This is a genomic window from Pseudomonas sp. Con_6 (genome assembly GCF_059379395.1).
In genome coordinates, this window is sequence record NZ_CM182011.1 from 2,624,676 (window position 1) to 2,645,520 (window position 20,845).

Consider the following 20,845-nt stretch of genomic DNA (forward strand, 5'->3'; position numbering starts at 1 on the left):
CTTAGCGGTCCACGTCAGCCATAACGAAGTCGATACTGCCCAGGTACGCGATGAGGTCCGCGACCATGCTGCCGCGGATCACCGAAGGGATCTGCTGCAGGTGCGGGTAGCTCGGCGTGCGAATCCGGGTGCGGTAGCTCATGGTGCCGCCGTCGCTCGTCAGGTAGTAACTGTTGATGCCCTTGGTCGCCTCGATCATCTGGAAGGATTCGTTGGCCGGCATGACCGGGCCCCACGAAACCTGCAGGAAGTGGGTGATCAGGGTTTCGATGTGCTGCAGGGTGCGCTCTTTCGGCGGCGGCGTGGTCAGCGGGTGATCCGCCTTGTACGGGCCTTCCGGCATGTTGCGCAGGCACTGGTCGATGATACGGATGCTCTGGCGCATCTCCTCGACGCGGACCATGCAGCGATCGTAGGCATCGCCGTTGTGGGCCAGTGGCACTTCGAACTCGAAGTTCTCATAGCCGGAGTAAGGACGGGCCTTGCGCAGGTCGAAGTCCAGGCCAGTGGAACGCAGGCCGGCACCGGTGACGCCCCAGGCCAGGGCTTCCTTGGTGTTGTACTGGGCAACGCCGATGGTGCGGCCCTTGAGGATGCTGTTCTGCAGGGCAGCCTTGGTGTACTCGTCGAGGCGCTTGGGCAGCCATTCGACGAAGTCCTTGACCAGCTTGTCCCAGCCGCGCGGCAGGTCGTGGGCGACGCCACCGATGCGGTACCAGGCCGGGTGCAGGCGGAAGCCGGTGATGGCCTCGATCACGGTGTAGGCGCGCTGGCGGTCGGTGAAGGTGAAGAACACCGGGGTCATGGCGCCGACGTCCTGGATGTAGGTACCCAGGAACAGCAGGTGGCTGGTGATACGGAAGAACTCGGCCAGCATGACGCGGATGGTGTCGACCTTCTGCGGCACCTTGATCCCGGCCAGCTTCTCGACGGCGAGGACGTACGGCAGGTTGTTCATCACGCCGCCGAGGTAGTCGATGCGGTCGGTGTAGGGGATGAAGCTGTGCCAGGACTGACGCTCGGCCATCTTCTCGGCACCGCGGTGGTGGTAGCCGATGTCCGGGACGCAGTCGACGATCTCTTCGCCGTCCAGTTGCAGGACGATACGGAAGGCACCGTGGGCGGATGGGTGGTTAGGACCGAGGTTGAGGAACATGTAGTCCTCGTTCGCGCCCTGACGCTTCATGCCCCAGGCTTCAGGATTGAAGCGCGCGGCTTCCTCTTCCAGTTGCTGCTTGGCCAGGTTCAGGGTGAACGGGTCGAACTCGGTAGCGCGGGCCGGGAAGTCCTTGCGCAGCGGGTGACCTTCCCAGGTCGGCGGCATCATGATGCGGGTCAGGTGCGGGTGGCCCGGGAAGTCGATGCCGAACATGTCCCAGACTTCGCGCTCGTACCAGTTGGCGTTCGGCCAGATACCGGTGACGGTCGGCACGCTCAGGTCGGTTTCGCTCAGGGAGACCTTGATCATCACGTCGCTGTTCCGTTCCACCGAGAGCAGGTGGTAGAACACGGTGAAGTCGGCGCCCGGCAGGCCGCGGCGCTGGGTGCGTAGGCGCTCGTCGACGCCGTGCAGGTCGTACAGCATGCTGTACGGCTTGGCGACGTTGCGCAGGAAAGTCATCACTTCGATCAGGCGGGCGCGGTCGATCCACAGCACCGGCATGCCGGTACGGGTCTCCTGGGCGATGAACGCCTCGGCGCCAAAACGGTTGTGCAGTTCGACGACCACATCCTGGTCGTCAGCCTTGTAAGGCGGAATATAAATAGCGGTGTCCGCTGTCATGGTCTCGGTCGCTTTCGGTCAACGTAGAGAATGAAGCCAGGCCGCCGGTTCGTGGGAACGGGCGGCAGGTCGCTGGATCAGACTTCGTCGGGGCTGCGCAGGTTGGTCACCTGCATGCGCTGTTCTCGACGCAGATCTTTCTGGGCCGGCATCTCGGCGCGGTACACGCCTTGATCGCCGACGACCCAGGAAAGAGGGCGTCGCTCCTGGCCGATCGATTCCTGCAAGAGCATCAGGCCTTGCAGGAACGCTTCAGGGCGAGGCGGGCAGCCGGGTACGTAGACATCCACGGGGAGGAACTTGTCGACCCCCTGGACGACCGAGTAGATGTCGTACATGCCGCCGGAGTTGGCGCACGAACCCATGGAAATGACCCACTTTGGTTCCAGCATCTGCTCGTACAGGCGCTGGATGATCGGCGCCATCTTGATGAAGCAGGTACCGGCGACGACCATGAAGTCGGCCTGACGCGGTGATGCCCGGATCACTTCGGCGCCGAAACGGGCGATGTCGTGCGGCGCGGTGAACGCCGTGGTCATCTCCACGTAGCAGCAGGACAGGCCGAAGTTGTACGGCCACAGGGAGTTCTTGCGACCCCAGTTGACCGCGCCACTGAGCACATCCTCAAGCTTGCCCATGAAGATGTTCTTGTGGACCTGGTCCTCTAGCAGCGAATCGGAGACGGTTTCCCGGTCTCCGATTGGATACTGCTCGTTGGGCGCATCCGGATCGATTCTGGTGAGATTGTATTGCATTGCCAAAGCCTCATTGTTTCAGCTTCGCTTGCCGCTTGCGACGACCCACGGGAGCCCAATCGAGCGCCCCGACCCGCCAAAGGTAGACAAGACCTGCCAACAGAATTGCTATGAAAACGAGTGCTTCGACGAATCCGGTCCAGCCGCTTTCGCGGACGGACACAGACCATGCAAAGAGAAAGAGGGCTTCGATATCGAAGATCACGAACAGCATCGCGACCAGATAGAATTTGGCCGACAGGCGCAGACGGGCGCCGCCGGTAGGCAGCATGCCGGATTCGAACGGTTCGTTCTTGCTGCGACCCCAGGCCTTGCTACCGAGCAGGCTGGACAGGCCGAGCATGAAGGCACAGAGGCCGACGACACCCAACAGGAAAATGGCAAAACCCCAGTTGTGGGCGATCAGTCCGGTCGATTCGGGCATGCTGAGAATCCTTAACAGAGCACGTGGTCTCTGAGCGTGAAAAGAAGTAGAGCAGTGACGATATGTCGCAGCGGAATCTATCGCGCTGATTTTATGGGTAAACCCGGTGCAAGTAAAATTTCTGCTGCAAATTTATTCGTAGGATTAAGAACAAAAATCTTTCGTAACTCGCTGAAAGCCTTGTATTTCGGGCATTGTCGCTGCTTTCGTTAATTATGTTTCTTTCCTGGCGTAATGAACTACGATTTTAGTAATGATAATTAATATCATTTGACTGGCTGCTGTTATTCCTACGATTCCAGTCAACTAAGTAGTTCATTGCTTGTATGGCTTGCAAGTTATTTGCAAGCCTTGTTCTAGACGCTTTTGTTCGGTGCCGTCGCGCCCTGGATCAATGTTCCGTTGCTAGCCATTGGATGTGCCGACGCGGCGATCGCCCACTGGCCAAGCCAGTAGAACAGGATGATCAGGTACGGTGCGGCGGCGAACGGGCTGACGAAGCCATCTATGCCGATCAGGCTGTCGGAGAATACGAAGCTCACCGCGCCGATGCCAGCCAGGCTGCCACAGGCGAGGGCGCGCCAGAGCATGGCGCTGATGGTCACGGCATACAAGGCGACCGGCACCAGAAACGGACCGAGGCCGTGCCAGGCCAGCAGGCCGAATAGCCCTGTGCCGCACAGCGCGGCGGCCAGTAGCGCACCGACGGCGGGTTGGCGGGTCTTGTCCAGGTAGGCCCATAGGTAGGCCAGGTGGGCGCAGAGGAAAGCTGCCAGGCCGGCGACGAACAGGTCGTCCGGCCAGGCCAGGGCCAGGTCGCCGACGATGGACAGGCCCAGGCCGAGCATGATCCTGCGGCGGTACGCCGTAGCCGGTGCGGCGAGCTGCCAGGCCAGCAACATCAGCACCGGAACCGGCTTGGCCGCCAGGGCCAGCCACGTGCTACCGGCGGACAGTGCATATAGATAGAGAGCACCGCCCAGCAGGGCGAATGCGAACAGGGTGACGGAGCGGGACATGGCCGGTCCTTTCGTATGGCGTGCCTGCAAGCATAGCCAAAGGATTGCGGCGCGCAGAACAAATGAAACGAGGCCCGGAACCCCATCACAGGTCCCGGGCCTCGCGTGTTACCCGAATTTTACAGCGTGTGGATCAGTGGAACTGCTCTTCTTCGGTGGAGCCGGTCAGCGCGGTCACCGAAGACTTGCCACCCTGGATCACGGTGGTCATGTCGTCGAAGTAGCCGGTGCCGACTTCCTGCTGGTGGGCAACGAAGGTGTAGCCCTTCGAGGCGTCAGCGAATTCCTGCTCCTGCAGCTTGACGTAGGCGGTCATGTCGTTGCGGGCGTAGTCGTGCGCCAGGTTGAACATGCCGTGCCACATGTTGTGGATGCCGGCCAGGGTGATGAACTGGTGCTTGTAGCCCATTGCCGACAGTTCGCGCTGGAACTTGGCGATGGTCGCGTCGTCCAGGTTCTTCTTCCAGTTGAAGGAAGGCGAGCAGTTGTACGACAGGATCTGGTCCGGGTATTCCTTCTTGATCGCTTCGGCGAAGCGACGGGCTTCGTCCAAGTCCGGCTTGGCGGTTTCGCACCAGATCAGGTCGGCGTACGGGGCGTAGGCCAGGCCGCGGGCGATGGCCTGGTCCAGGCCGGCGCGTACCTTGTAGAAGCCTTCCGGCGTGCGGTCGCCGACCACGAATGGCTGGTCGTACGGGTCGCAGTCGCTGGTCAGCAGGTCAGCGGCGTTGGCGTCGGTACGAGCCAGGATGATGGTCGGTACACCGGCTACGTCGGCTGCCAGACGGGCAGCGGTCAGCTTCTGTACGGCTTCCTGGGTCGGAACCAGTACCTTGCCGCCCATGTGGCCGCACTTCTTCACGGAAGCCAGCTGGTCTTCGAAGTGAACGCCGGCGGCGCCTGCCTCGATCATGTTCTTCATCAGCTCGTAGGCGTTCAGGACGCCGCCGAAACCGGCTTCGGCGTCAGCCACGATTGGCGCGAAGTAGTCGACGTAGCCTTCATCGCCAGGGTTTTTGCCGGCTTTCCACTGGATCTGGTCGGCGCGACGGAACGAGTTGTTGATGCGTTTGACCACGGTCGGTACCGAGTCCACTGGGTACAGGGACTGGTCTGGGTACATGGATTCGGCCGAGTTGTTGTCGGCAGCCACTTGCCAGCCGGACAGGTAGATGGCCTGGATGCCGGCCTTGACCTGTTGTACAGCCTGGCCGCCGGTCAGGGCGCCCATGCAGTTGACGAAATCTTTCTCAGGGCGGAAGGACGGATGCGCGCCCTTGGTCACCAGGTTCCACAGTTTTTCCGCGCCCAGGCGAGCCAGGGTGTGTTCTGGCTGGATCGAACCACGCAGACGGACGACATCGGCAGCGGTGTAGGTACGGGTCACGCCTTTCCAGCGCGGGTTCTCGGCCCAGTCTTTTTCGAGGGCTGCAATTTGCTGTTCGCGTGTCAGTGCCATGGAAATAAACCTCGTCGCATAGGTCTTGGTGAAAAATGTTCGCTCTGTCGGCTGCGCTGTTCGTACAGGGGCAGCACCGAATGCTCGCGGCTCAGGGACGCGCTGGCGATGAAACAGTCTAGTCGGGCGAAATCGCGACGTTGAACGATGGGGCTCGGAGGAGGAAGTGAGCGGGTGCGGGCGTCTGTCGGGCAGATTGGCTCGTGGTTGCCGTGCTGCTTCGATCAGGGTGTGCCATGTACCTTTTGATGCGCTTCCGTCCCTCGGGACAACTTCGTTCCAGTCGTAATCTCGTCCAACGCGCCTTGTGGGCTGTACAGACACGAACCGGCTTCGGGGGTAGTTCGAAGCGCGACCCGAAGGCCCTTGCCAGGGCCCCTGATTAGCGGGAGCGGGGCCATCATGCCTCTGTGATTCGGGGGCGTCAAATGTTTTGTAGTGCTTTTTTCAGTCCACTACATCTTTGGTCTAATACGACCCATCAGTCAGTTTCAAGGCCTTTGGTCGAGGCCTTGATTTCCGTGGGCTCAGTGCAATTCGTCGACTTTTACCCGCAATGTCATGTTTTCACCGCGTTGCGTCGAGTACGAGAGGGCCGAAGCAGAGCGTTCGGTCTGACTTTGACCGTTTACCCCTGCCAAGGTGATCCACTCGCCAAGCTTGCCGGTAACCTTTGTGTCGGTACTTTGTACTTTCACTACATCCGGACGTTCCTGGCTCATGCGGTCATTGTTGGTGCTGATGTTGAGGTGCACGGTGTCGCCGGCGACGCTGGCAGTGACGTAGAAGCCTTGGGTGACGTTGCGATATTCAGTCTGGCTCTGCATGCGGCCGTAGCCGTCGGTTTGGGTGCTGGTGACGGGGATGCTCTGGCCGACCTGGATCAGCGCCGGGGTGCCTTCGCTGGCCTGGACCTGTTGCAGGCCGCCTTCGCGGTTGGCGGTGCCGTAGCGGATAACGCGGGCGTTGCCGCGGTTGTCCTGGTAGTTGCTGTCGGTGGTGTCGACGCTGATCAGCAGGCGCTTGGGCGCGGTATCCAGGTCGCGGAGCAGGGTGCGAAGTTCGTCGATCTTGCCTGGTTCGGCCTTGACGATCAGCTTGTTCTCGAAGGCGCTGACCGTGCCGTCCTTGCCGAGGAAAGCTTGCGCGGTGGGGAGTATTTCAGCGCTGGTGCGGTGGTTCAGAGGCAGGACTTCGGTGGCGGCCAGCGCGTTGAGGCTGAGCGACAGAAGCAGGGAGGCGAGCAGGGGGCGTAGCGGCATGTCCATGATCTCCGCGGGTGGAGTGGACATGATGGCAAAGATTGTTTGCGCTCGGGAGGATTTGCTTTGGATTTGAGGGCCTCATCGCTGGCAAGCCAGCTTGTGTCTTCAAGTCCTCTTAAACTCAAAGGGGTGAGAGCAGTGGATGGCAGACTGAATGCCAGCGGTGCCTAAAGCACGAGTGGGAGCCAAGTCGCCATCCACCTCTCACTCTGACCAGAAGCCCGAACAGTTGGATGAGCCACGAAACTCGAAATCCCAAGCTAGGGATAGGTCAGAGTGCTCTCACTTCTTGAGTGTAAGAGGGCTTGGCAATGATTTCCTACTGTGTTGGTCTCGATGTTTCGAAAGCGACTGTAGACGTGGGCTTCTTTCCCGCGAATATCTCACAGTTTCGAGTCAGCAATGACCCTGCAGGCTTCGCTCAGTTGATCGCTTGTTTGGATGAGCTTGAGGTCGAGCGGGTATTGCTTGAGGCCACCGGCGGTTATGAAAGGGCTCTATTCAGGGCCTTGCGGCTGGGCGGGCTGAACGCAGTCCGCGTCAATCCCAAACGCGCTCGTGACTTTGCGAAATCCATGGGCAGGATTGCCAAGACCGACAAGATCGACGCTCAAATGCTGGCGAAGTTTGCCAGAGATTTCGAGGACGTGCCCCAGGTTGAGCCCAACAAGGACCGAGATGAGTTGGGGGAACTGATCAAGCTGCGAGGCAGCCTGGTCAAGAGTCGGGACAGCGACAAACGCCGGATCAAACAGACCACTTGCGCTACAGCCGTATCCACTTACACCGATCACATCGCTTACCTTAACGGCCAGATCAAGGCCTTGGACAAGGCGATTGAAAATGCCTCGAACGTGCTGGACAAGGAAAAAGCCAGGCGCTTGAGATCGGTTAAAGGGATCGGGGTCATCATGTGCGGCACGCTCATGGCGCTTCTGCCAGAACTCGGAACCGTGACGGGGCGCAAGATCGCGGCCTTGGCTGGATTGGCGCCCTACAACAACGACAGCGGCAAGAAGAACGGCCCCAGATCGATCGAGGGTGGGCGCTATGCAGTCCGCGGCGCGACCTATATGTCGACCTGGTCGATGGTCCGGCATGATCCGGAAGTCAAAGCTGAGTATCAGGCTTTGAGAGCGCGAGGAAAGCTTCCCAAGGTCGCTGTTGTGGCATGTATGCGCAAGCTCCTGGTGCGTCTCAATGCGATGTTGAGAGACGGTAAGGAGTGGAGAGAACAGGAAGCTCAGGCATCCGCGGCCTGATAGAAACCGAGGACCATTTTTTAAAGCGGGCTTCGCCAGCGACACCGCTACGCGGTATCGCTGGCGAAGCCGTGTCTGAAGGGATCATTTGAAAATAAATCCTCAAAGACAGTTGCTCCCACAGGGTCCGCGGCCTCGGTCCCTATGGGAGCTGGCTTGCCAGCGATTGGGGTCACAGGGGTTTCGAGTCGCGCACCATGTCGACGTGCGGGATTCCTGCCTCCAGGAACTCCTCGCTGACCACCCGGAACCCCAGGCGCTCGTAGAACGCCGTGGCGTGGGTCTGCGCCGTCAGCATCTGCTGGCTCAGGTCGCGGTTCTGTGCCTCGACGATGGCCGCCTGCATCAGTGCGTCGCCAACCTTCATCCCGCGCCAGTCCTTGAGCACGGAGACCCGGCCGATCTGGCCGTCCTGCAGCAGGCGCGCGGTGCCGATGGCGTAGTCATCCTCGACGGCGAGGAAGTGGATTGCGTCGTTGTCGTCGGAATCCCATTCCAGTTCCGGCGGCACGTTCTGCTCGGCGATGAACACCGCTTCGCGGATGCGGCGGATATCCGCATTGTCCTTGTGCCAGTCCGCCAGGCGGACCTTGATCTTATTCATTGGCGAACCCCAGGCTTCCTTGCTGGATCAACTGGTGAACCAGTTCCAGACCGTTTTCGTCGCCGAGCCAGTCGCCAAGGTTCTCGGCGTGCAGCGCGTCTGCGGAGCAGATCAGCTTCAGCAGCTCGCGCAGGTTGCCTGGCAGCAGGCGGCTCTGGCCGCTGGCGAACAGCAGCAGGTTGTCGTCCACCTCTGACCAGGCCAGGCGCGCGCTCGGGTTGCGGATGATGATCGCGCCCTGTTCCAGGCTGTCCACCAGCTCTTCCTCGCTCAGCTCTTCGCCGCTGACCAGTTCGGGGTAGCGCGGCTCGGTCATGAACTGGCCGAACCAGGTCAGCAGCAGGCGCTCGTCGCCCATGTGCTCGTTGAGCAGGCTTTTCAGGCGGCCGAGGGCATCGTGCTGGATCTGGTGCGGATCGTCGCTGACCGGCTGGGCGTCGGCGTCACTGTAGCGCTCTTCATCGGTGAGGAACTGGCCGAGGAAGTCGGTGAAGTGGGTCAATACTTCGGCGGCGCTCGGGGCGCGGAATCCGACCGAGTAGGTCAGGCAGTTGTCCTCGGCGACGCCGTAGTGGGCCAGGCGTGGTGGCAGGTAGAGCATGTCGCCTGGTTCCAGGGTCCACTCGTCGCTCTGTTCGAAGTCGGCGAGGATGCGCAGGTCGGCGTGTTCCAGCAGCGGGCTGTCGCTGTTGCACATCTGGCCGACTTTCCAGTTGCGCTTGCCGTGGCCTTGGAGCAGGAATACGTCGTAGTTGTCGAAGTGCGGGCCAACGCTGCCGCCCGGTGCAGCGAAGCTGATCATCACGTCGTCGATACGCCAGCTCGGCAGGAAGCGGAAGTGCTCCAGCAATTCGCCGACCTCCGGGACGAACTGGTCGACCGATTGCACCAGCAGGGTCCAGTCACGCTCCGGCAGGGTGCTGAAGGTCTCTTCGGTGAACGGGCCGCGGCGCAGTTCCCACGGGGTTTCGCCGTGCTCGAGGACCAGGCGCGATTCGACTTCCTCTTCCAGGGCCAGGCCGGCCAGTTCGTCGGCGTCGATGGGGCTTTCGAAGTCGGTGAAGGCCTGACGGACCAGCAACGGTTTTTTCTGCCAGTAGTCGCGCATGAACTGGCGCGCAGTCAAACCGCCGAGAAGTTGCAGTGGGATATCAGGATTCATGATTAACCTATTGAAAAAAGACAATTTTCTTTCAGGAATAAAAACGCCCGGCTCGGCCGGGCGTTAAAACGCGGGTCGTGGATCAGACGCGTTTGGCTTGCTCTGCAGCGTTGCCGATGTAGCTGGCAGGGGTCAGCTTCTTCAGCTCTTCGCGAGCTTCGGCAGGCATGTCCAGGCCTTCGATGAAGGTCTGCAGCGCTTCCGGGCTGATGCCCTTGCCACGAGTCAGCTCCTTGAGCTTCTCGTAGGGGTTTTCGATGTTGTAGCGGCGCATCACGGTCTGGATCGGCTCGGCCAGGACTTCCCAGCAGGCGTCCAGGTCGTCGGCGATGCGCGAGGTGTTGATTTCCAGCTTGCCGATGCCTTTCAGGCTGGCTTCGTAGGCGATCACGCTGTGGGCGAAGCCGACACCGAGGTTGCGCAGCACTGTGGAGTCGGTCAGGTCGCGCTGCCAGCGCGAGACTGGAAGCTTGCTGGCCAGGTGCTGGAACAGGGCGTTGGCGATGCCCAGGTTGCCTTCGGAGTTCTCGAAGTCGATCGGGTTGACCTTGTGCGGCATGGTCGAGGAGCCGATTTCGCCGGCAACGGTCTTCTGCTTGAAGTAGCCCAGCGAGATGTAGCCCCAGACGTCACGGTCGAAGTCGATGAGGATGGTGTTGAAGCGGGCGATGGCGTCGAACAGCTCGGCGATGTAGTCGTGCGGCTCGATCTGCGTGGTGTACGGGTTGAACACCAGGCCCAGTTCGTCTTCGATGAAGGCGCGGGCGTTGGCTTCCCAGTCGATCTGTGGGTAGGCCGACAGGTGGGCGTTGTAGTTGCCCACGGCGCCGTTGATCTTGCCCAGCAGCGGGACGGCGGCAACCTGCGCGATCTGCCGCTCCAGACGGTAGACGACGTTGGCCAGTTCCTTGCCCAGTGTGGTCGGCGAGGCCGGCTGGCCGTGGGTACGCGACAGCATGGGTACTTCGGCGAAGCGGTGGGCCAGTTCGCGGATCGACTGGGCGATCTGGCGCATCAGCGGCAGCAGTACGGTGTCGCGGCCTTCGCGCAGCATCAGGGCGTGGGACAGGTTGTTGATGTCCTCGCTGGTGCAGGCGAAGTGGATGAACTCGCTGACCTTGGCCAGTTCTGGCAGCTTGGCAGCCTGCTCCTTGAGCAGGTACTCGATGGCCTTGACGTCGTGGTTGGTGGTGCGCTCGATTTCCTTGACGCGCTCGGCGTGCTCGAGGGCGAACTCATCGGCCAGGCCGTTGAGCAGGGTGTTGGCTTCGGCGGAGAAGGCCGGGACTTCGGCGATCTGCGGGTGGGCAGCCAGACGCTGCAGCCAGCGCACTTCGACCAGGGCGCGGAAACGGATCAGGCCGTATTCGCTGAAAATGGGGCGCAAGGCCTGGGTTTTGCCGGCGTAGCGGCCGTCTACAGGGGAAACCGCGGTGAGCGAGGAGAGCTGCATGGCGTGTTCTCGGACAGTCAGGCTTTTAAGAGGGCGCATATCATACACGATAAATGCGCCCGAGTCGGGTGGCTGATGAAAGGTATTATCAGCCGCGAAGCATCGGGTAGAGCTCGCGCAGCAGCTTGCGGCGACTGAACACCAGCTGCCAGCGGTGGCCGCCGAGCTGGCGCCACAGCCGCGCGGCGCGGATGCCGGCAAGCAGCAGGGCGCGGATCTTCGAGGCGTTGCTGGTCTGCTGCAGGTGGCGCATGTCGCCGTGGACCTGGATGCGTTGGCGCAGGGTGCTCAGCGTATCCTGATACAGCGCGCCGCTCGACGCGATGACGTTTTCATGAACCAGGCCGAAGTGATCGGCCTGGGACTGGATCTGCGGCAGGCGGTTGCCGATGATTTCCAGCATGTCGCCACGCTTGGCCAGCTGGCGCTCCAGACCGAGCATCGACAGGGCGTAGCGCAGCGGCTCGCGCTGCAGGCTGCCGGGGTCGCGCTCCAGGGCGCTGGCCAGGGCGCGGTAGCCATCGCGCAGGTTGATATCATCGCCGCCAAAGACTTCCAGGGTGTCCTTCGGATCACGCACCAGCAGGCTGCCAAGCATGCAGCCGATATTGGCTTCGCTGGCCGAGCCGGTGCGGGCGATGCGGTCCACCAGTACGGCGGCCTGGAACACACCACCCAGCGCGATCAATTGCTCCTGCGTCTGGTTCATCCGCGGGCGCTCCACGGCTCGGCGATCTCGATCACGCCGCCACCGAGGCAGACTTCACCGTCGTAGAAGACCACGGACTGGCCGGGGGTGACGGCGCGCTGTGGCTCGTCGAACACCGCGCGGTAGCCGCTTTCGGTGCGTTCCAGGGTGCAGTCCTGGTCGCTCTGGCGGTAGCGCACCTTGGCAGTCAGGCGCCGTGGCGCGGACAGGTCGATCGGGTTGACCCAGAAGATCTCCGAGGCGAGCAGGGCGCGGGAGAACAGCCACGGGTGCTCGTTGCCCTGGCCGACCACCAGCACATTGCGCGACAGGTCCTTCTCCAGCACGTACCACGGCTCGTCGCCGGCGTCCTTGAGGCCGCCGATGCCGAGGCCCTGGCGCTGACCGATGGTGTGGTACATCAGGCCGTGGTGCTGACCGATGACTTCGCCTTCGGTAGTCTGGATCTCGCCCGGCTGAGCTGGCAGGTATTGCTTGAGGAAATCGCTGAAGCGACGTTCGCCGATAAAGCAGATACCGGTGGAGTCCTTCTTCTTCGCCGTGGCCAGACCGTGTTTCTCGGCGATGGCTCGCACTTGCGGCTTCTCCAGTTCGCCCACCGGGAACAGGGTGCGGGCGATCTGCTCGCCGCCGACGGCGTGGAGGAAGTAGCTCTGGTCCTTGTTCGGGTCCAGGCCCTTGAGCAGTTCGGTGCGGCCGTCGATATCGCGGCGGCGCACGTAGTGACCGGTGGCGATCAGGTCGGCGCCGAGGGACAGGGCGTAGTCGAGGAACGCCTTGAACTTGATTTCGCGGTTGCACAGGATGTCCGGGTTCGGCGTACGGCCGGCCTTGTACTCTTCGAGGAAGTGCTCGAAGACGTTGTCCCAGTATTCCGCGGCGAAGTTGGCGGTGTGCAGCTTGATGCCGATGCGGTCGCACACGGCCTGGGCGTCTGCCAGGTCTTCACGGGCGGTGCAGTACTCGGTGCCGTCGTCCTCTTCCCAGTTCTTCATGAACAGGCCTTCCACCTGGTAACCCTGCTCCATCAGCAGGAGGGCGGAGACGGAAGAGTCCACGCCGCCGGACATGCCGACGATGACGCGCGTCTTTTCGGGTGCTTGGAGAGCTGGTTCGGACATGGGCATGGGTGCGTATCTGGAAAAAGACGACGATTCTAACAGGCTGCGTCCTGCAAGGCGAAAGGCGCCTTAATTGCGGATCAGCGCCAGGCTGTGGAGCGGGCCGGCAAGGTAATCGTCGATGCACTGTGGTACCAGTTCGCTGCGCCAGCGCTGCGGATCGGCCAGCAGTTCCTCGCGAGTCATCCAGACGGCGCGGACGATATCGCTATCCAGGGCGCGGTCGGCATGGTGCTTGACCGGTCTGGCGGCGAAGCAGATGCGCTGGTAGGTCACGCCGTTGCTCGGGGCTGTATAGAGGTAGATGCCCACCACGCCGGTGAGCTCGACGTCCCAGGCGGTTTCCTCGAGGGTTTCGCGCAGGGCGGCCTGGAGCAGGGTTTCGTTGGCTTCGAGATGGCCGGCCGGCTGGTTGAGCACGTGCTTGCCAGCCTTGAACTCCTCGACCAGGAGGAAGCGGTCCTGGTCTTCGACGACGGTGGCGACAGTGATGTGGGGTTGCCAGGTCATGGTGTATTCCTTTCGGAGCTGCACGCTCCAAGCGGTCAGCTGCAAGACGGCGCTGTGTGCTTGAAGCTTATGGCTGAAAAAGAAAACCCCGGTGCGTGGCCGGGGTTTTCCTTGTTACTTCAAGCTGCCTTTACAGTGCGGCGATCGCGCTGTTGAAGGTCTGGCTCGGGCGCATCACCTTGCTGGTCAGCTCGGCGTCGGTGAAGTAGTAGCCACCGATCTCGGCTGGTTTGCCTTGCACGGCGTTGAGTTCGGCGACGATGGTCGCTTCGTTCTCGGTCAGTGCCTTGGCCAGCGGGGCGAAGCGTGCCTGCAGGGCGGCGTCTTCGGTTTGTGCAGCCAGTGCCTGCGCCCAGTACAGGGTCAGGTAGAAGTGGCTGCCACGGTTGTCGATACCGCCGACCTTGCGCGCAGGGGACTTGTTGGTGTCCAGGAACTCGCCGGTGGCCTGGTCCAGGGTCGCCGCGAGTACCTTGGCTTTCGGGTTGGCGTAGGCATTGCCCAGGTGCTCGAGGGAGGCGGCCAGGGCCAGGAATTCACCCAAGGAATCCCAGCGCAGGAAGTTCTCCTCGACCAGTTGCTGTACGTGCTTCGGAGCCGAACCGCCGGCGCCGGTCTCGAACAGGCCGCCGTTGTTCATCAGCGGCACGATCGACAGCATCTTGGCGCTGGTGCCCAGTTCCATGATCGGGAACAGGTCGGTCAGGTAGTCGCGCAGTACGTTGCCGGTGACCGAGATGGTGTCCTGGCCGGCGCGGATGCGCTCCAGGGAAACCTTCATCGCCTCGACCGGTGCCAGGACGCGGATGTCCAGGCCGGTGGTGTCGTGGTTCTTCAGGTAGGTCTGCACTTTCTCGATCAGCACGCCGTCGTGGGCGCGTTGCGGGTCGAGCCAGAAGATCGCCGGGGTGGCGCTTGCGCGGGCACGGTTGACGGCCAGCTTGACCCAGTCCTGGATCGGCGCGTCCTTGGTCTGGCACATGCGGAAGATGTCCCCCGCTTCCACTTCCTGTTGCAGCAGCAGGTTGCCCTTGCTGTCCAGGACGCGGATGGTGCCATCGACCTTGGCCTGGAAGGTCTTGTCGTGGGAACCGTACTCTTCGGCTTTCTGCGCCATCAGGCCGACGTTCGGCACGCTGCCCATGGTGGTCGGGTCGAAGGCGCCGTGCTGCTTGCAGTCTTCGATCACGGCCTGGTAGATGGTCGCGTAGCAACGATCCGGGATCAGTGCCTTGGTGTCCTGCAGCTCGCCGGCGGCGTTCCACATCTTGCCCGAGTCACGGATCATCGCCGGCATCGAGGCGTCGACGATCACGTCGCTCGGCACGTGCAGGTTGGTGATGCCCTTGTCGGAGTTGACCATGGCCAGGGCCGGGCGAACGGCGTAGACGGCCTGGATGTCGGCTTCGATCTGCGCCTGCTGCTCGGCTGGCAGGGACTTGATACGGGCGTACAGGTCGCCGATACCGTTGTTCAGGTTGAAGCCGATTTCTTCCAGGACTGCGGCGTGCTTGTTCAGCGCGTCGGCGTAGTACTCGGCGACGATCTGGCCGAACATGATCGGGTCGGAGACCTTCATCATGGTGGCTTTCAGGTGAGCCGACAGCAGTACGCCGCTGGCCTTGGCGTCTTCGATTTCCTTGGCGACGAAGGCGCGCAGGGCCTTGGTGCTCATGACGGCGCAGTCGACGATCTCGCCGGCCTTGACCGAGGTTTTCTCTTTCAGGACGGTGGTGGCGCCGTCCTTGCCCAGCAGTTCGATGCGCAGGCTGTCATCGGCTTCGATCAGTGCGGCTTTTTCGCTGCCATAGAAGTCGCCGCTGTTCATGTGCGCGACGTGGGATTTCGAATCGGCAGCCCAGGCGCCCATCTTGTGCGGGTGCTTGCGCGCGTAGTTCTTGACCGACAGCGGGGCACGACGGTCGGAGTTGCCTTCGCGCAGGACCGGGTTCACGGCGCTGCCCTTGATGCGGTCGTAGCGAGCGCGGGCTTCCTTCTCGGCGTCGTTGGCCGGTGCTTCCGGGTAGTCCGGGATGTTGAAGCCCTTGCCTTGCAGTTCCTTGATCGCGGCTTTCAGTTGTGGAACCGAGGCGCTGATGTTCGGCAGCTTGATGATGTTGGCTTCAGGGGTGGTCGCCAGTTGGCCCAGTTCCGCCAGGTGATCGGCCACTTGCTTGTCGGCGCCGAGCTGTTCTGGGAAGGCGGAAAGGATACGGCCCGCGAGAGAGATGTCCCGGGTTTCTACCGCGATGTCGGCAGTAGCGGTGAAGGCTTCGACGATGGGCAGCAGGGAGAAGGTGGCGAGGGCGGGGGCTTCGTCGGTGAAGGTGTAGATGATCTTCGAACGGGTGGACATATTCGGGTTAACTCTCTGTTTTGCTGAGCGTGCTCGGAATCTCGGTAGGGCGCGCAGGGTAAGCGCTTCGCTCAGACACATCCATGAGCGGAAAGTCGAGGATCCCGGGCTGTGATGGTGGGTTGCATCAGTCGAGTGTCAAACGGCTGCACTGCTGTAACAGTTCAGTCTTGTCGGGGCCGTGGGGCCTGTGGCGGACATCTCGCCCCCGAGTGACCCTTGAGTCACCGGCGTAGTATACCAATTCCTAGGTCCTAATCATCAAGCCGAACCTGTCGGATAGTCGTTTATAGACCAAAGATGTAGAGCTTTTTGCCGCTTCATGACGGTTTTGGCGACATGGTTTCCGTTCTCCGTCAACTGGGTTAGGCTCAGTGGATTGCATGACTTCAAACCAAGAAAAAGCGGAGTGCAGCATGGGATACCAGAAAATCGAGGTTCCGGCAGTCGGCGACAAAATCACCGTCAACGCAGACCATTCTCTAAATGTTCCAGACAATCCGATCATCCCGTACATCGAAGGCGACGGCATTGGCGTCGACGTTACCCCGGTCATGATCAAGGTGGTCGACGCTGCGGTCGAGAAGGCTTACGGCGGCAAGCGCAAGATTTCCTGGATGGAAGTCTATGCCGGCGAGAAGGCCACCCAGGTGTATGACCAGGATACCTGGCTGCCCCAGGAAACCCTCGATGCGGTGAAGGATTACGTGGTTTCCATCAAGGGCCCGCTGACCACCCCGGTCGGTGGCGGCATCCGCTCCCTCAACGTGGCCCTGCGCCAACAGCTTGATCTGTACGTCTGCCTGCGCCCGGTGGTGTGGTTCGACGGCGTGCCGAGCCCGGTGAAGAAGCCAGGTGACGTCGACATGGTGATCTTCCGCGAGAACTCCGAGGACATCTACGCTGGCATCGAGTGGAAGGCCGGCTCGCCCGAGGCGAACAAGGTCATCAAGTTCCTCAAGGAAGAAATGGGCGTCACCAAGATCCGTTTCGACCAGGACTGCGGCATCGGCGTCAAGCCGGTATCGAAGGAAGGCACCCAGCGCCTGGTGCGCAAAGCCCTGCAATATGTCGTGGACAACGACCGCAAGTCGCTGACCATCGTGCACAAAGGCAACATCATGAAGTTCACCGAAGGTGCCTTCAAGGATTGGGGCTATGAGGTGGCGAAGAACGAGTTCGGCGCGGAGCTGCTTGACGGCGGCCCGTGGATGAAGTTCAAGAACCCGCGCACCGGCCGCGAAGTCATCGTCAAGGACGCCATCGCCGACGCAATGCTCCAGCAGATTCTCCTGCGTCCGGCGGAATACGATGTGATTGCCACTCTCAACCTCAACGGTGACTACCTGTCAGACGCTCTGGCGGCGGAAGTGGGCGGCATCGGTATCGCCCCGGGTGCCAACCTGTCCGACACCGTGGCCATGTTCGAGGCGACCCACGGTACCGCGCCGAAGTACGCCGGCAAGGACCAGGTCAATCCGGGGTCGGTCATCCTTTCCGCCGAGATGATGCTGCGCCACCTGGGTTGGACCGAGGCGGCCGATCTGATCATCAAGGGCACCAACGGCGCGATCCGGGCCAAGACCGTGACCTATGACTTCGAGCGCCTGATGGAAGGTGCGACTCTGGTCTCGTCGTCCGGCTTCGGTGCTGCGCTGATCAAGCACATGTAAATAAAAACCGGCCAGCCGCGCGAGCGCGGTTGGCCGGTTTCATGAGGTGCCGCTTTTGGTGATCAGGCGTTTGCAGCTGTGGTGGCCGCGATCGGCGCCTCGCTGCTGGCTGACACTCCATTGATATTGATGGCCTGTAGTCCCTTGGGCCCTTGGGCAATTTCGAATGTTACGGCCTGTCCGGCTTTCAGCGTCTTGTAGCCTTCCATACGGATTGCCGAGAAGTGAGCGAACAGGTCCTCGGATTTTCCATCTTCATTGATGAAGCCGAAACCCTTGGCATTGTTGAACCACTTGACTTTACCGCTTGCCATCCTCATATCCCTCTGCAAAGGACTCCATCACTGGAGTATCATCCACTCCATCCGCATACGAACCTGCGAAATTCCTGGTTGACTGCGCGGATCTTTACGACCACGGTGGGTTCTTATTGGTTGTAACACCGTTTTGCCGATAGTCAAGGTCAGGCGACGGGCCGTATCCTGCGCCGGTTACAGCGGTCAACCCACAACGTTAACCTGCCGAAATGATGAAATTCTTTCCATGCATGCACATAGCCAGATTCGACTAACATTCAATCAGGATCGCCCGCAGTCGCATGAGGACGATGGCGCTGGCCTGGCCGTACAGGAAGCCAAGCCGGCGCTGCAGGCGCCACCGATGTACAAGGTGGTTTTGTTCAACGATGACTACACGCCGATGGATTTCGTCGTCGAAGTGCTCGAGGTGTTTTTCAACCTGAACCGCGAGCTGGCGACCAAGGTCATGCTGGCCGTCCATACAGAAGGACGGGCAGTGTGCGGATTGTTTACCCGCGACATCGCCGAGACCAAGGCCATGCAGGTCAACCAATACGCAAGGGAAAGCCAGCATCCGCTACTCTGTGAAATCGAGAAGGACGGTTAATCGCCGACCACTTGGGTATGAGGTGAAGCTATGTTAAACCGCGAGCTCGAAGTCACCCTCAATCTGGCCTTCAAGGAGGCGCGCTCGAAGCGTCATGAGTTCATGACCGTCGAGCACCTTCTGCTGGCATTGCTGGACAACGAGGCCGCCGCCACGGTATTGCGTGCATGCGGGGCAAATCTCGACAAGCTCAAACACGATCTGCAGGAGTTCATCGACTCCACCACGCCGCTGATCCCCGTTCACGACGAGGACCGCGAGACCCAGCCGACCCTGGGCTTCCAGCGGGTGCTGCAGCGTGCCGTTTTCCATGTACAGAGCTCGGGCAAGCGTGAAGTGACCGGCGCCAACGTGCTGGTAGCGATTTTCAGCGAGCAGGAAAGCCAGGCCGTATTCCTGCTCAAGCAGCAGAGCGTTGCCCGCATCGATGTGGTCAACTACATCGCCCACGGCATTTCCAAGGTGCCCGGGCACGGCGAACACCAGGAAGGCGAGCAGGACATGCAGGATGAAGACGGCGGGGAAACCTCGTCGTCGAGCAATCCGCTGGATGCCTACGCGAGCAACCTCAACGAACTCGCCCGCCAGGGCCGGATCGATCCTCTCGTCGGGCGTGAGACCGAAGTCGAGCGGGTCGCGCAGATCCTTGCCCGGCGCCGCAAGAACAACCCGCTGCTGGTGGGCGAGGCCGGTGTCGGCAAGACCGCCATCGCCGAAGGCCTGGCCAAGCGCATCGTCGACGGCCAGGTGCCGGACCTGCTGTCCCACAGCGTGGTCTACTCGCTGGACCTCGGTGCCCTGCTGGCCGGGACCAAGTACCGTGGCGACTTCGAGAAGCGCTTCAAGGCGTTGCTCGGCGAGCTGCGCAAACGCCCGCAAGCCATCCTGTTCATCGACGAGATTCATACCATCATCGGCGCCGGTGCGGCGTCCGGTGGGGTAATGGACGCCTCGAACCTGCTCAAGCCACTGCTGTCCTCGGGCGATATCCGTTGCATCGGGTCCACCACCTTCCAGGAGTTCCGCGGCATCTTCGAGAAGGATCGGGCCTTGGCGCGGCGCTTCCAGAAGGTCGACGTCAGTGAGCCATCGGTGGAAGACACCGTCGGCATCCTGCGCGGCCTGAAAGGCCGTTTCGAGTCGCACCACAGCATCGAGTACAGCGATGAGGCCCTGCGCGCAGCGGCCGAGCTCGCGGCACGCTACATCAATGACCGGCACATGCCGGACAAGGCCATCGACGTGATCGACGAGGCCGGCGCCTACCAGCGCCTGCAACCGGTCGAGGCACGGGTCAAGCGCATCGAGGTGCCTCAGGTCGAGGACATCGTCGCCAAGATCGCGCGGATTCCACCAAAGCACGTCACCAGTTCCGACAAGGAACTGCTGCGTAACCTGGAGCGCGACCTGAAGCTGACGGTGTTCGGCCAGGATGCGGCGATCGATTCGCTGTCCACGGCGATCAAGCTGTCCCGTGCGGGCCTGAAGGCACCGGACAAGCCGGTTGGTTCCTTCCTGTTCTCCGGTCCGACCGGGGTGGGCAAGACCGAGGTGGCGCGGCAGTTGGCCAAGGCGCTGGGCGTCGAGCTGGTACGCTTCGACATGTCCGAGTACATGGAGCGGCATACCGTGTCGCGCCTGATCGGTGCGCCTCCGGGCTATGTCGGCTTCGATCAGGGTGGCCTGCTCACCGAAGCGATCACCAAGCAGCCGCATTGCGTGTTGCTGCTCGACGAGATCGAGAAGGCGCATCCGGAGGTCTTCAACCTGCTGCTGCAGGTAATGGACCACGGTACTCTGACCGACAACAACGGGCGCAAGGCGGACTTCCGCAACGTGATCCTTATCATGACCACCAACGCCGGCGCGGAAACTGCAGCCCGTGCGTCGATCGGCTTCACTCACCAGGATCACTCCAACGATGCGATGGAAGTGATCAAGAAGAGCTTTACGCCGGAGTTCCGCAACCGCCTGGATACCATCATCCAGTTCGGTCGCCTCACTCACGAGACCATCAAAAGCGTGGTGGACAAGTTCCTCACCGAGCTTCAGGCGCAACTGGAGGACAAACGCGTCCTGCTGGAAGTGTCCGATGCGGCGCGCAGCTGGCTGGCCGCTGGCGGCTACGATGTGCAGATGGGCGCGCGGCCGATGGCCCGGCTTATCCAGGACAAGATCAAGCGGCCGCTGGCCGAGGAGATCCTGTTCGGCGAGCTGGCCGAGCACGGTGGTGTGGTCCACATCGATATCCGCGATGGCGAGCTGGTTTTCGACTTCGAAACCACGGCGGAAATGGCCTGACGAGGATCGCGGGGTTTACCCCGCGATTTTCCTGCAGCGACAAAAAAGCCCGGCATCTACCGGGCTTTTTTGTTGTATCGACT

Annotated in this window: 18 protein-coding genes; 4 read left to right on the top strand and 14 right to left on the bottom strand. The window is 61.5% G+C overall.

Annotated elements, in window-relative coordinates; genetic code table 11:
- Window position 1 precedes the first annotated feature (1 nt).
- The 6 genes from nuoC to AC5QPF_RS11760 all read right to left on the bottom strand — a co-directional run bounded on the left by nuoC (window position 2) and on the right by AC5QPF_RS11760 (window position 6,732).
- Window positions 2-1,783 (bottom strand): NADH-quinone oxidoreductase subunit C/D, encoded by a 1,782-nt coding sequence (gene nuoC, locus AC5QPF_RS11735; RefSeq protein WP_494963364.1) that lies wholly within the window; start codon window positions 1,781-1,783, stop codon window positions 2-4.
- A 77-nt stretch (window positions 1,784-1,860) separates the two neighbouring features.
- Window positions 1,861-2,538, bottom strand: a complete 678-nt coding sequence (locus AC5QPF_RS11740) for an NADH-quinone oxidoreductase subunit B (RefSeq protein ID WP_075803222.1) — start codon at window positions 2,536-2,538, stop codon at window positions 1,861-1,863.
- Between the two features lie 10 nt (window positions 2,539-2,548).
- A complete protein-coding gene (locus AC5QPF_RS11745) occupies window positions 2,549-2,962 on the bottom strand; it encodes an NADH-quinone oxidoreductase subunit A (protein WP_494963365.1) in 414 nt (137 codons plus the stop codon).
- Window positions 2,963-3,318: 356 nt separating this feature from the next.
- Entirely contained in the window at window positions 3,319-3,981 is a 663-nt protein-coding gene (locus tag AC5QPF_RS11750) for a lysoplasmalogenase family protein (RefSeq protein WP_494963366.1), read from the bottom strand.
- Between the two features lie 133 nt (window positions 3,982-4,114).
- Window positions 4,115-5,440: an isocitrate lyase gene (aceA, locus tag AC5QPF_RS11755; protein WP_075803220.1), complete on the bottom strand. Its 1,326-nt coding sequence runs from the start codon at window positions 5,438-5,440 to the stop codon at window positions 4,115-4,117.
- 527 nt (window positions 5,441-5,967) lie between these two features.
- Entirely contained in the window at window positions 5,968-6,732 is a 765-nt protein-coding gene (locus tag AC5QPF_RS11760; protein ID WP_494963367.1) for a secretin N-terminal domain-containing protein, read from the bottom strand.
- Between the two features lie 284 nt (window positions 6,733-7,016).
- On the opposite strand from AC5QPF_RS11760, the gene AC5QPF_RS11765 reads away from it, so the two are divergent.
- Window positions 7,017-7,967 (top strand): IS110 family transposase, encoded by a 951-nt coding sequence (locus AC5QPF_RS11765; RefSeq protein WP_494963368.1) that lies wholly within the window; start codon window positions 7,017-7,019, stop codon window positions 7,965-7,967.
- A 172-nt stretch (window positions 7,968-8,139) separates the two neighbouring features.
- Here the strand turns inward: AC5QPF_RS11765 and AC5QPF_RS11770 are convergent, their stop codons facing one another.
- The 7 genes from AC5QPF_RS11770 to AC5QPF_RS11800 form a co-directional block, all read right to left on the bottom strand.
- A complete protein-coding gene (locus AC5QPF_RS11770; RefSeq protein ID WP_494963369.1) occupies window positions 8,140-8,571 on the bottom strand; it encodes a GNAT family N-acetyltransferase in 432 nt (143 codons plus the stop codon).
- Window positions 8,564-9,733 (bottom strand): JmjC domain-containing protein, encoded by a 1,170-nt coding sequence (locus tag AC5QPF_RS11775; protein ID WP_494963370.1) that lies wholly within the window; start codon window positions 9,731-9,733, stop codon window positions 8,564-8,566. The genes AC5QPF_RS11770 and AC5QPF_RS11775 overlap by 8 nt, the downstream gene beginning before the upstream one ends.
- Before the next feature lie 82 nt (window positions 9,734-9,815).
- Window positions 9,816-11,186: an adenylosuccinate lyase gene (gene purB / locus AC5QPF_RS11780; RefSeq protein ID WP_494963371.1), complete on the bottom strand. Its 1,371-nt coding sequence runs from the start codon at window positions 11,184-11,186 to the stop codon at window positions 9,816-9,818.
- Between the two features lie 88 nt (window positions 11,187-11,274).
- A complete protein-coding gene (gene hflD, locus AC5QPF_RS11785; protein WP_494963372.1) occupies window positions 11,275-11,895 on the bottom strand; it encodes a high frequency lysogenization protein HflD in 621 nt (206 codons plus the stop codon).
- Window positions 11,892-13,016, bottom strand: a complete 1,125-nt coding sequence (gene mnmA, locus AC5QPF_RS11790; RefSeq protein ID WP_494963373.1) for a tRNA 2-thiouridine(34) synthase MnmA — start codon at window positions 13,014-13,016, stop codon at window positions 11,892-11,894. Before mnmA ends, hflD begins: the two co-directional genes overlap by 4 nt.
- A 69-nt stretch (window positions 13,017-13,085) precedes the next feature.
- Window positions 13,086-13,526 (bottom strand): NUDIX domain-containing protein, encoded by a 441-nt coding sequence (locus tag AC5QPF_RS11795; RefSeq protein WP_494963374.1) that lies wholly within the window; start codon window positions 13,524-13,526, stop codon window positions 13,086-13,088.
- A gap of 130 nt (window positions 13,527-13,656) precedes the next feature.
- On the bottom strand, window positions 13,657-15,882 hold the full coding sequence (locus AC5QPF_RS11800) for an NADP-dependent isocitrate dehydrogenase (protein ID WP_494963375.1): 2,226 nt from the start codon (window positions 15,880-15,882) through the stop codon (window positions 13,657-13,659).
- 416 nt (window positions 15,883-16,298) lie between these two features.
- On the opposite strand from AC5QPF_RS11800, the gene icd reads away from it, so the two are divergent.
- Window positions 16,299-17,555 (top strand): NADP-dependent isocitrate dehydrogenase, encoded by a 1,257-nt coding sequence (gene icd, locus AC5QPF_RS11805; RefSeq protein WP_458976251.1) that lies wholly within the window; start codon window positions 16,299-16,301, stop codon window positions 17,553-17,555.
- A 62-nt stretch (window positions 17,556-17,617) separates the two neighbouring features.
- Here the strand turns inward: icd and cspD are convergent, their stop codons facing one another.
- Entirely contained in the window at window positions 17,618-17,869 is a 252-nt protein-coding gene (gene cspD, locus AC5QPF_RS11810; protein ID WP_494963376.1) for a cold shock domain-containing protein CspD, read from the bottom strand.
- A gap of 229 nt (window positions 17,870-18,098) precedes the next feature.
- On the opposite strand from cspD, the gene clpS reads away from it, so the two are divergent.
- Together clpS and clpA are read left to right on the top strand one after the other, a co-directional pair.
- On the top strand, window positions 18,099-18,461 hold the full coding sequence (clpS, locus tag AC5QPF_RS11815; protein WP_045188377.1) for an ATP-dependent Clp protease adapter ClpS: 363 nt from the start codon (window positions 18,099-18,101) through the stop codon (window positions 18,459-18,461).
- Between the two features lie 30 nt (window positions 18,462-18,491).
- A complete protein-coding gene (gene clpA, locus AC5QPF_RS11820) occupies window positions 18,492-20,762 on the top strand; it encodes an ATP-dependent Clp protease ATP-binding subunit ClpA (protein WP_494963377.1) in 2,271 nt (756 codons plus the stop codon).
- The last annotated feature ends 83 nt before the right edge of the window (window positions 20,763-20,845 follow it).

Excerpts from the sequence above, each read along its gene's own strand:
- nuoC (WP_494963364.1), bottom strand. The coding sequence starts at position 1,783 with ATGACAGCGGACACCGCTATTTATATTCCGCCTTACAAGGCTGACGAC.
- AC5QPF_RS11740 (WP_075803222.1), bottom strand. The coding sequence starts at position 2,538 with ATGCAATACAATCTCACCAGAATCGATCCGGATGCGCCCAACGAGCAG.
- AC5QPF_RS11745 (WP_494963365.1), bottom strand. The coding sequence starts at position 2,962 with ATGCCCGAATCGACCGGACTGATCGCCCACAACTGGGGTTTTGCCATT.
- AC5QPF_RS11750 (WP_494963366.1), bottom strand. The coding sequence starts at position 3,981 with ATGTCCCGCTCCGTCACCCTGTTCGCATTCGCCCTGCTGGGCGGTGCT.
- aceA (WP_075803220.1), bottom strand. The coding sequence starts at position 5,440 with ATGGCACTGACACGCGAACAGCAAATTGCAGCCCTCGAAAAAGACTGG.
- AC5QPF_RS11760 (WP_494963367.1), bottom strand. The coding sequence starts at position 6,732 with ATGTCCACTCCACCCGCGGAGATCATGGACATGCCGCTACGCCCCCTG.
- AC5QPF_RS11765 (WP_494963368.1), top strand. The coding sequence starts at position 7,017 with ATGATTTCCTACTGTGTTGGTCTCGATGTTTCGAAAGCGACTGTAGAC.
- AC5QPF_RS11770 (WP_494963369.1), bottom strand. The coding sequence starts at position 8,571 with ATGAATAAGATCAAGGTCCGCCTGGCGGACTGGCACAAGGACAATGCG.
- AC5QPF_RS11775 (WP_494963370.1), bottom strand. The coding sequence starts at position 9,733 with ATGAATCCTGATATCCCACTGCAACTTCTCGGCGGTTTGACTGCGCGC.
- purB (WP_494963371.1), bottom strand. The coding sequence starts at position 11,186 with ATGCAGCTCTCCTCGCTCACCGCGGTTTCCCCTGTAGACGGCCGCTAC.
- hflD (WP_494963372.1), bottom strand. The coding sequence starts at position 11,895 with ATGAACCAGACGCAGGAGCAATTGATCGCGCTGGGTGGTGTGTTCCAG.
- mnmA (WP_494963373.1), bottom strand. The coding sequence starts at position 13,016 with ATGTCCGAACCAGCTCTCCAAGCACCCGAAAAGACGCGCGTCATCGTC.
- AC5QPF_RS11795 (WP_494963374.1), bottom strand. The coding sequence starts at position 13,526 with ATGACCTGGCAACCCCACATCACTGTCGCCACCGTCGTCGAAGACCAG.
- AC5QPF_RS11800 (WP_494963375.1), bottom strand. The coding sequence starts at position 15,882 with ATGTCCACCCGTTCGAAGATCATCTACACCTTCACCGACGAAGCCCCC.
- icd (WP_458976251.1), top strand. The coding sequence starts at position 16,299 with ATGGGATACCAGAAAATCGAGGTTCCGGCAGTCGGCGACAAAATCACC.
- cspD (WP_494963376.1), bottom strand. The coding sequence starts at position 17,869 with ATGGCAAGCGGTAAAGTCAAGTGGTTCAACAATGCCAAGGGTTTCGGC.
- clpS (WP_045188377.1), top strand. The coding sequence starts at position 18,099 with ATGCATGCACATAGCCAGATTCGACTAACATTCAATCAGGATCGCCCG.
- clpA (WP_494963377.1), top strand. The coding sequence starts at position 18,492 with ATGTTAAACCGCGAGCTCGAAGTCACCCTCAATCTGGCCTTCAAGGAG.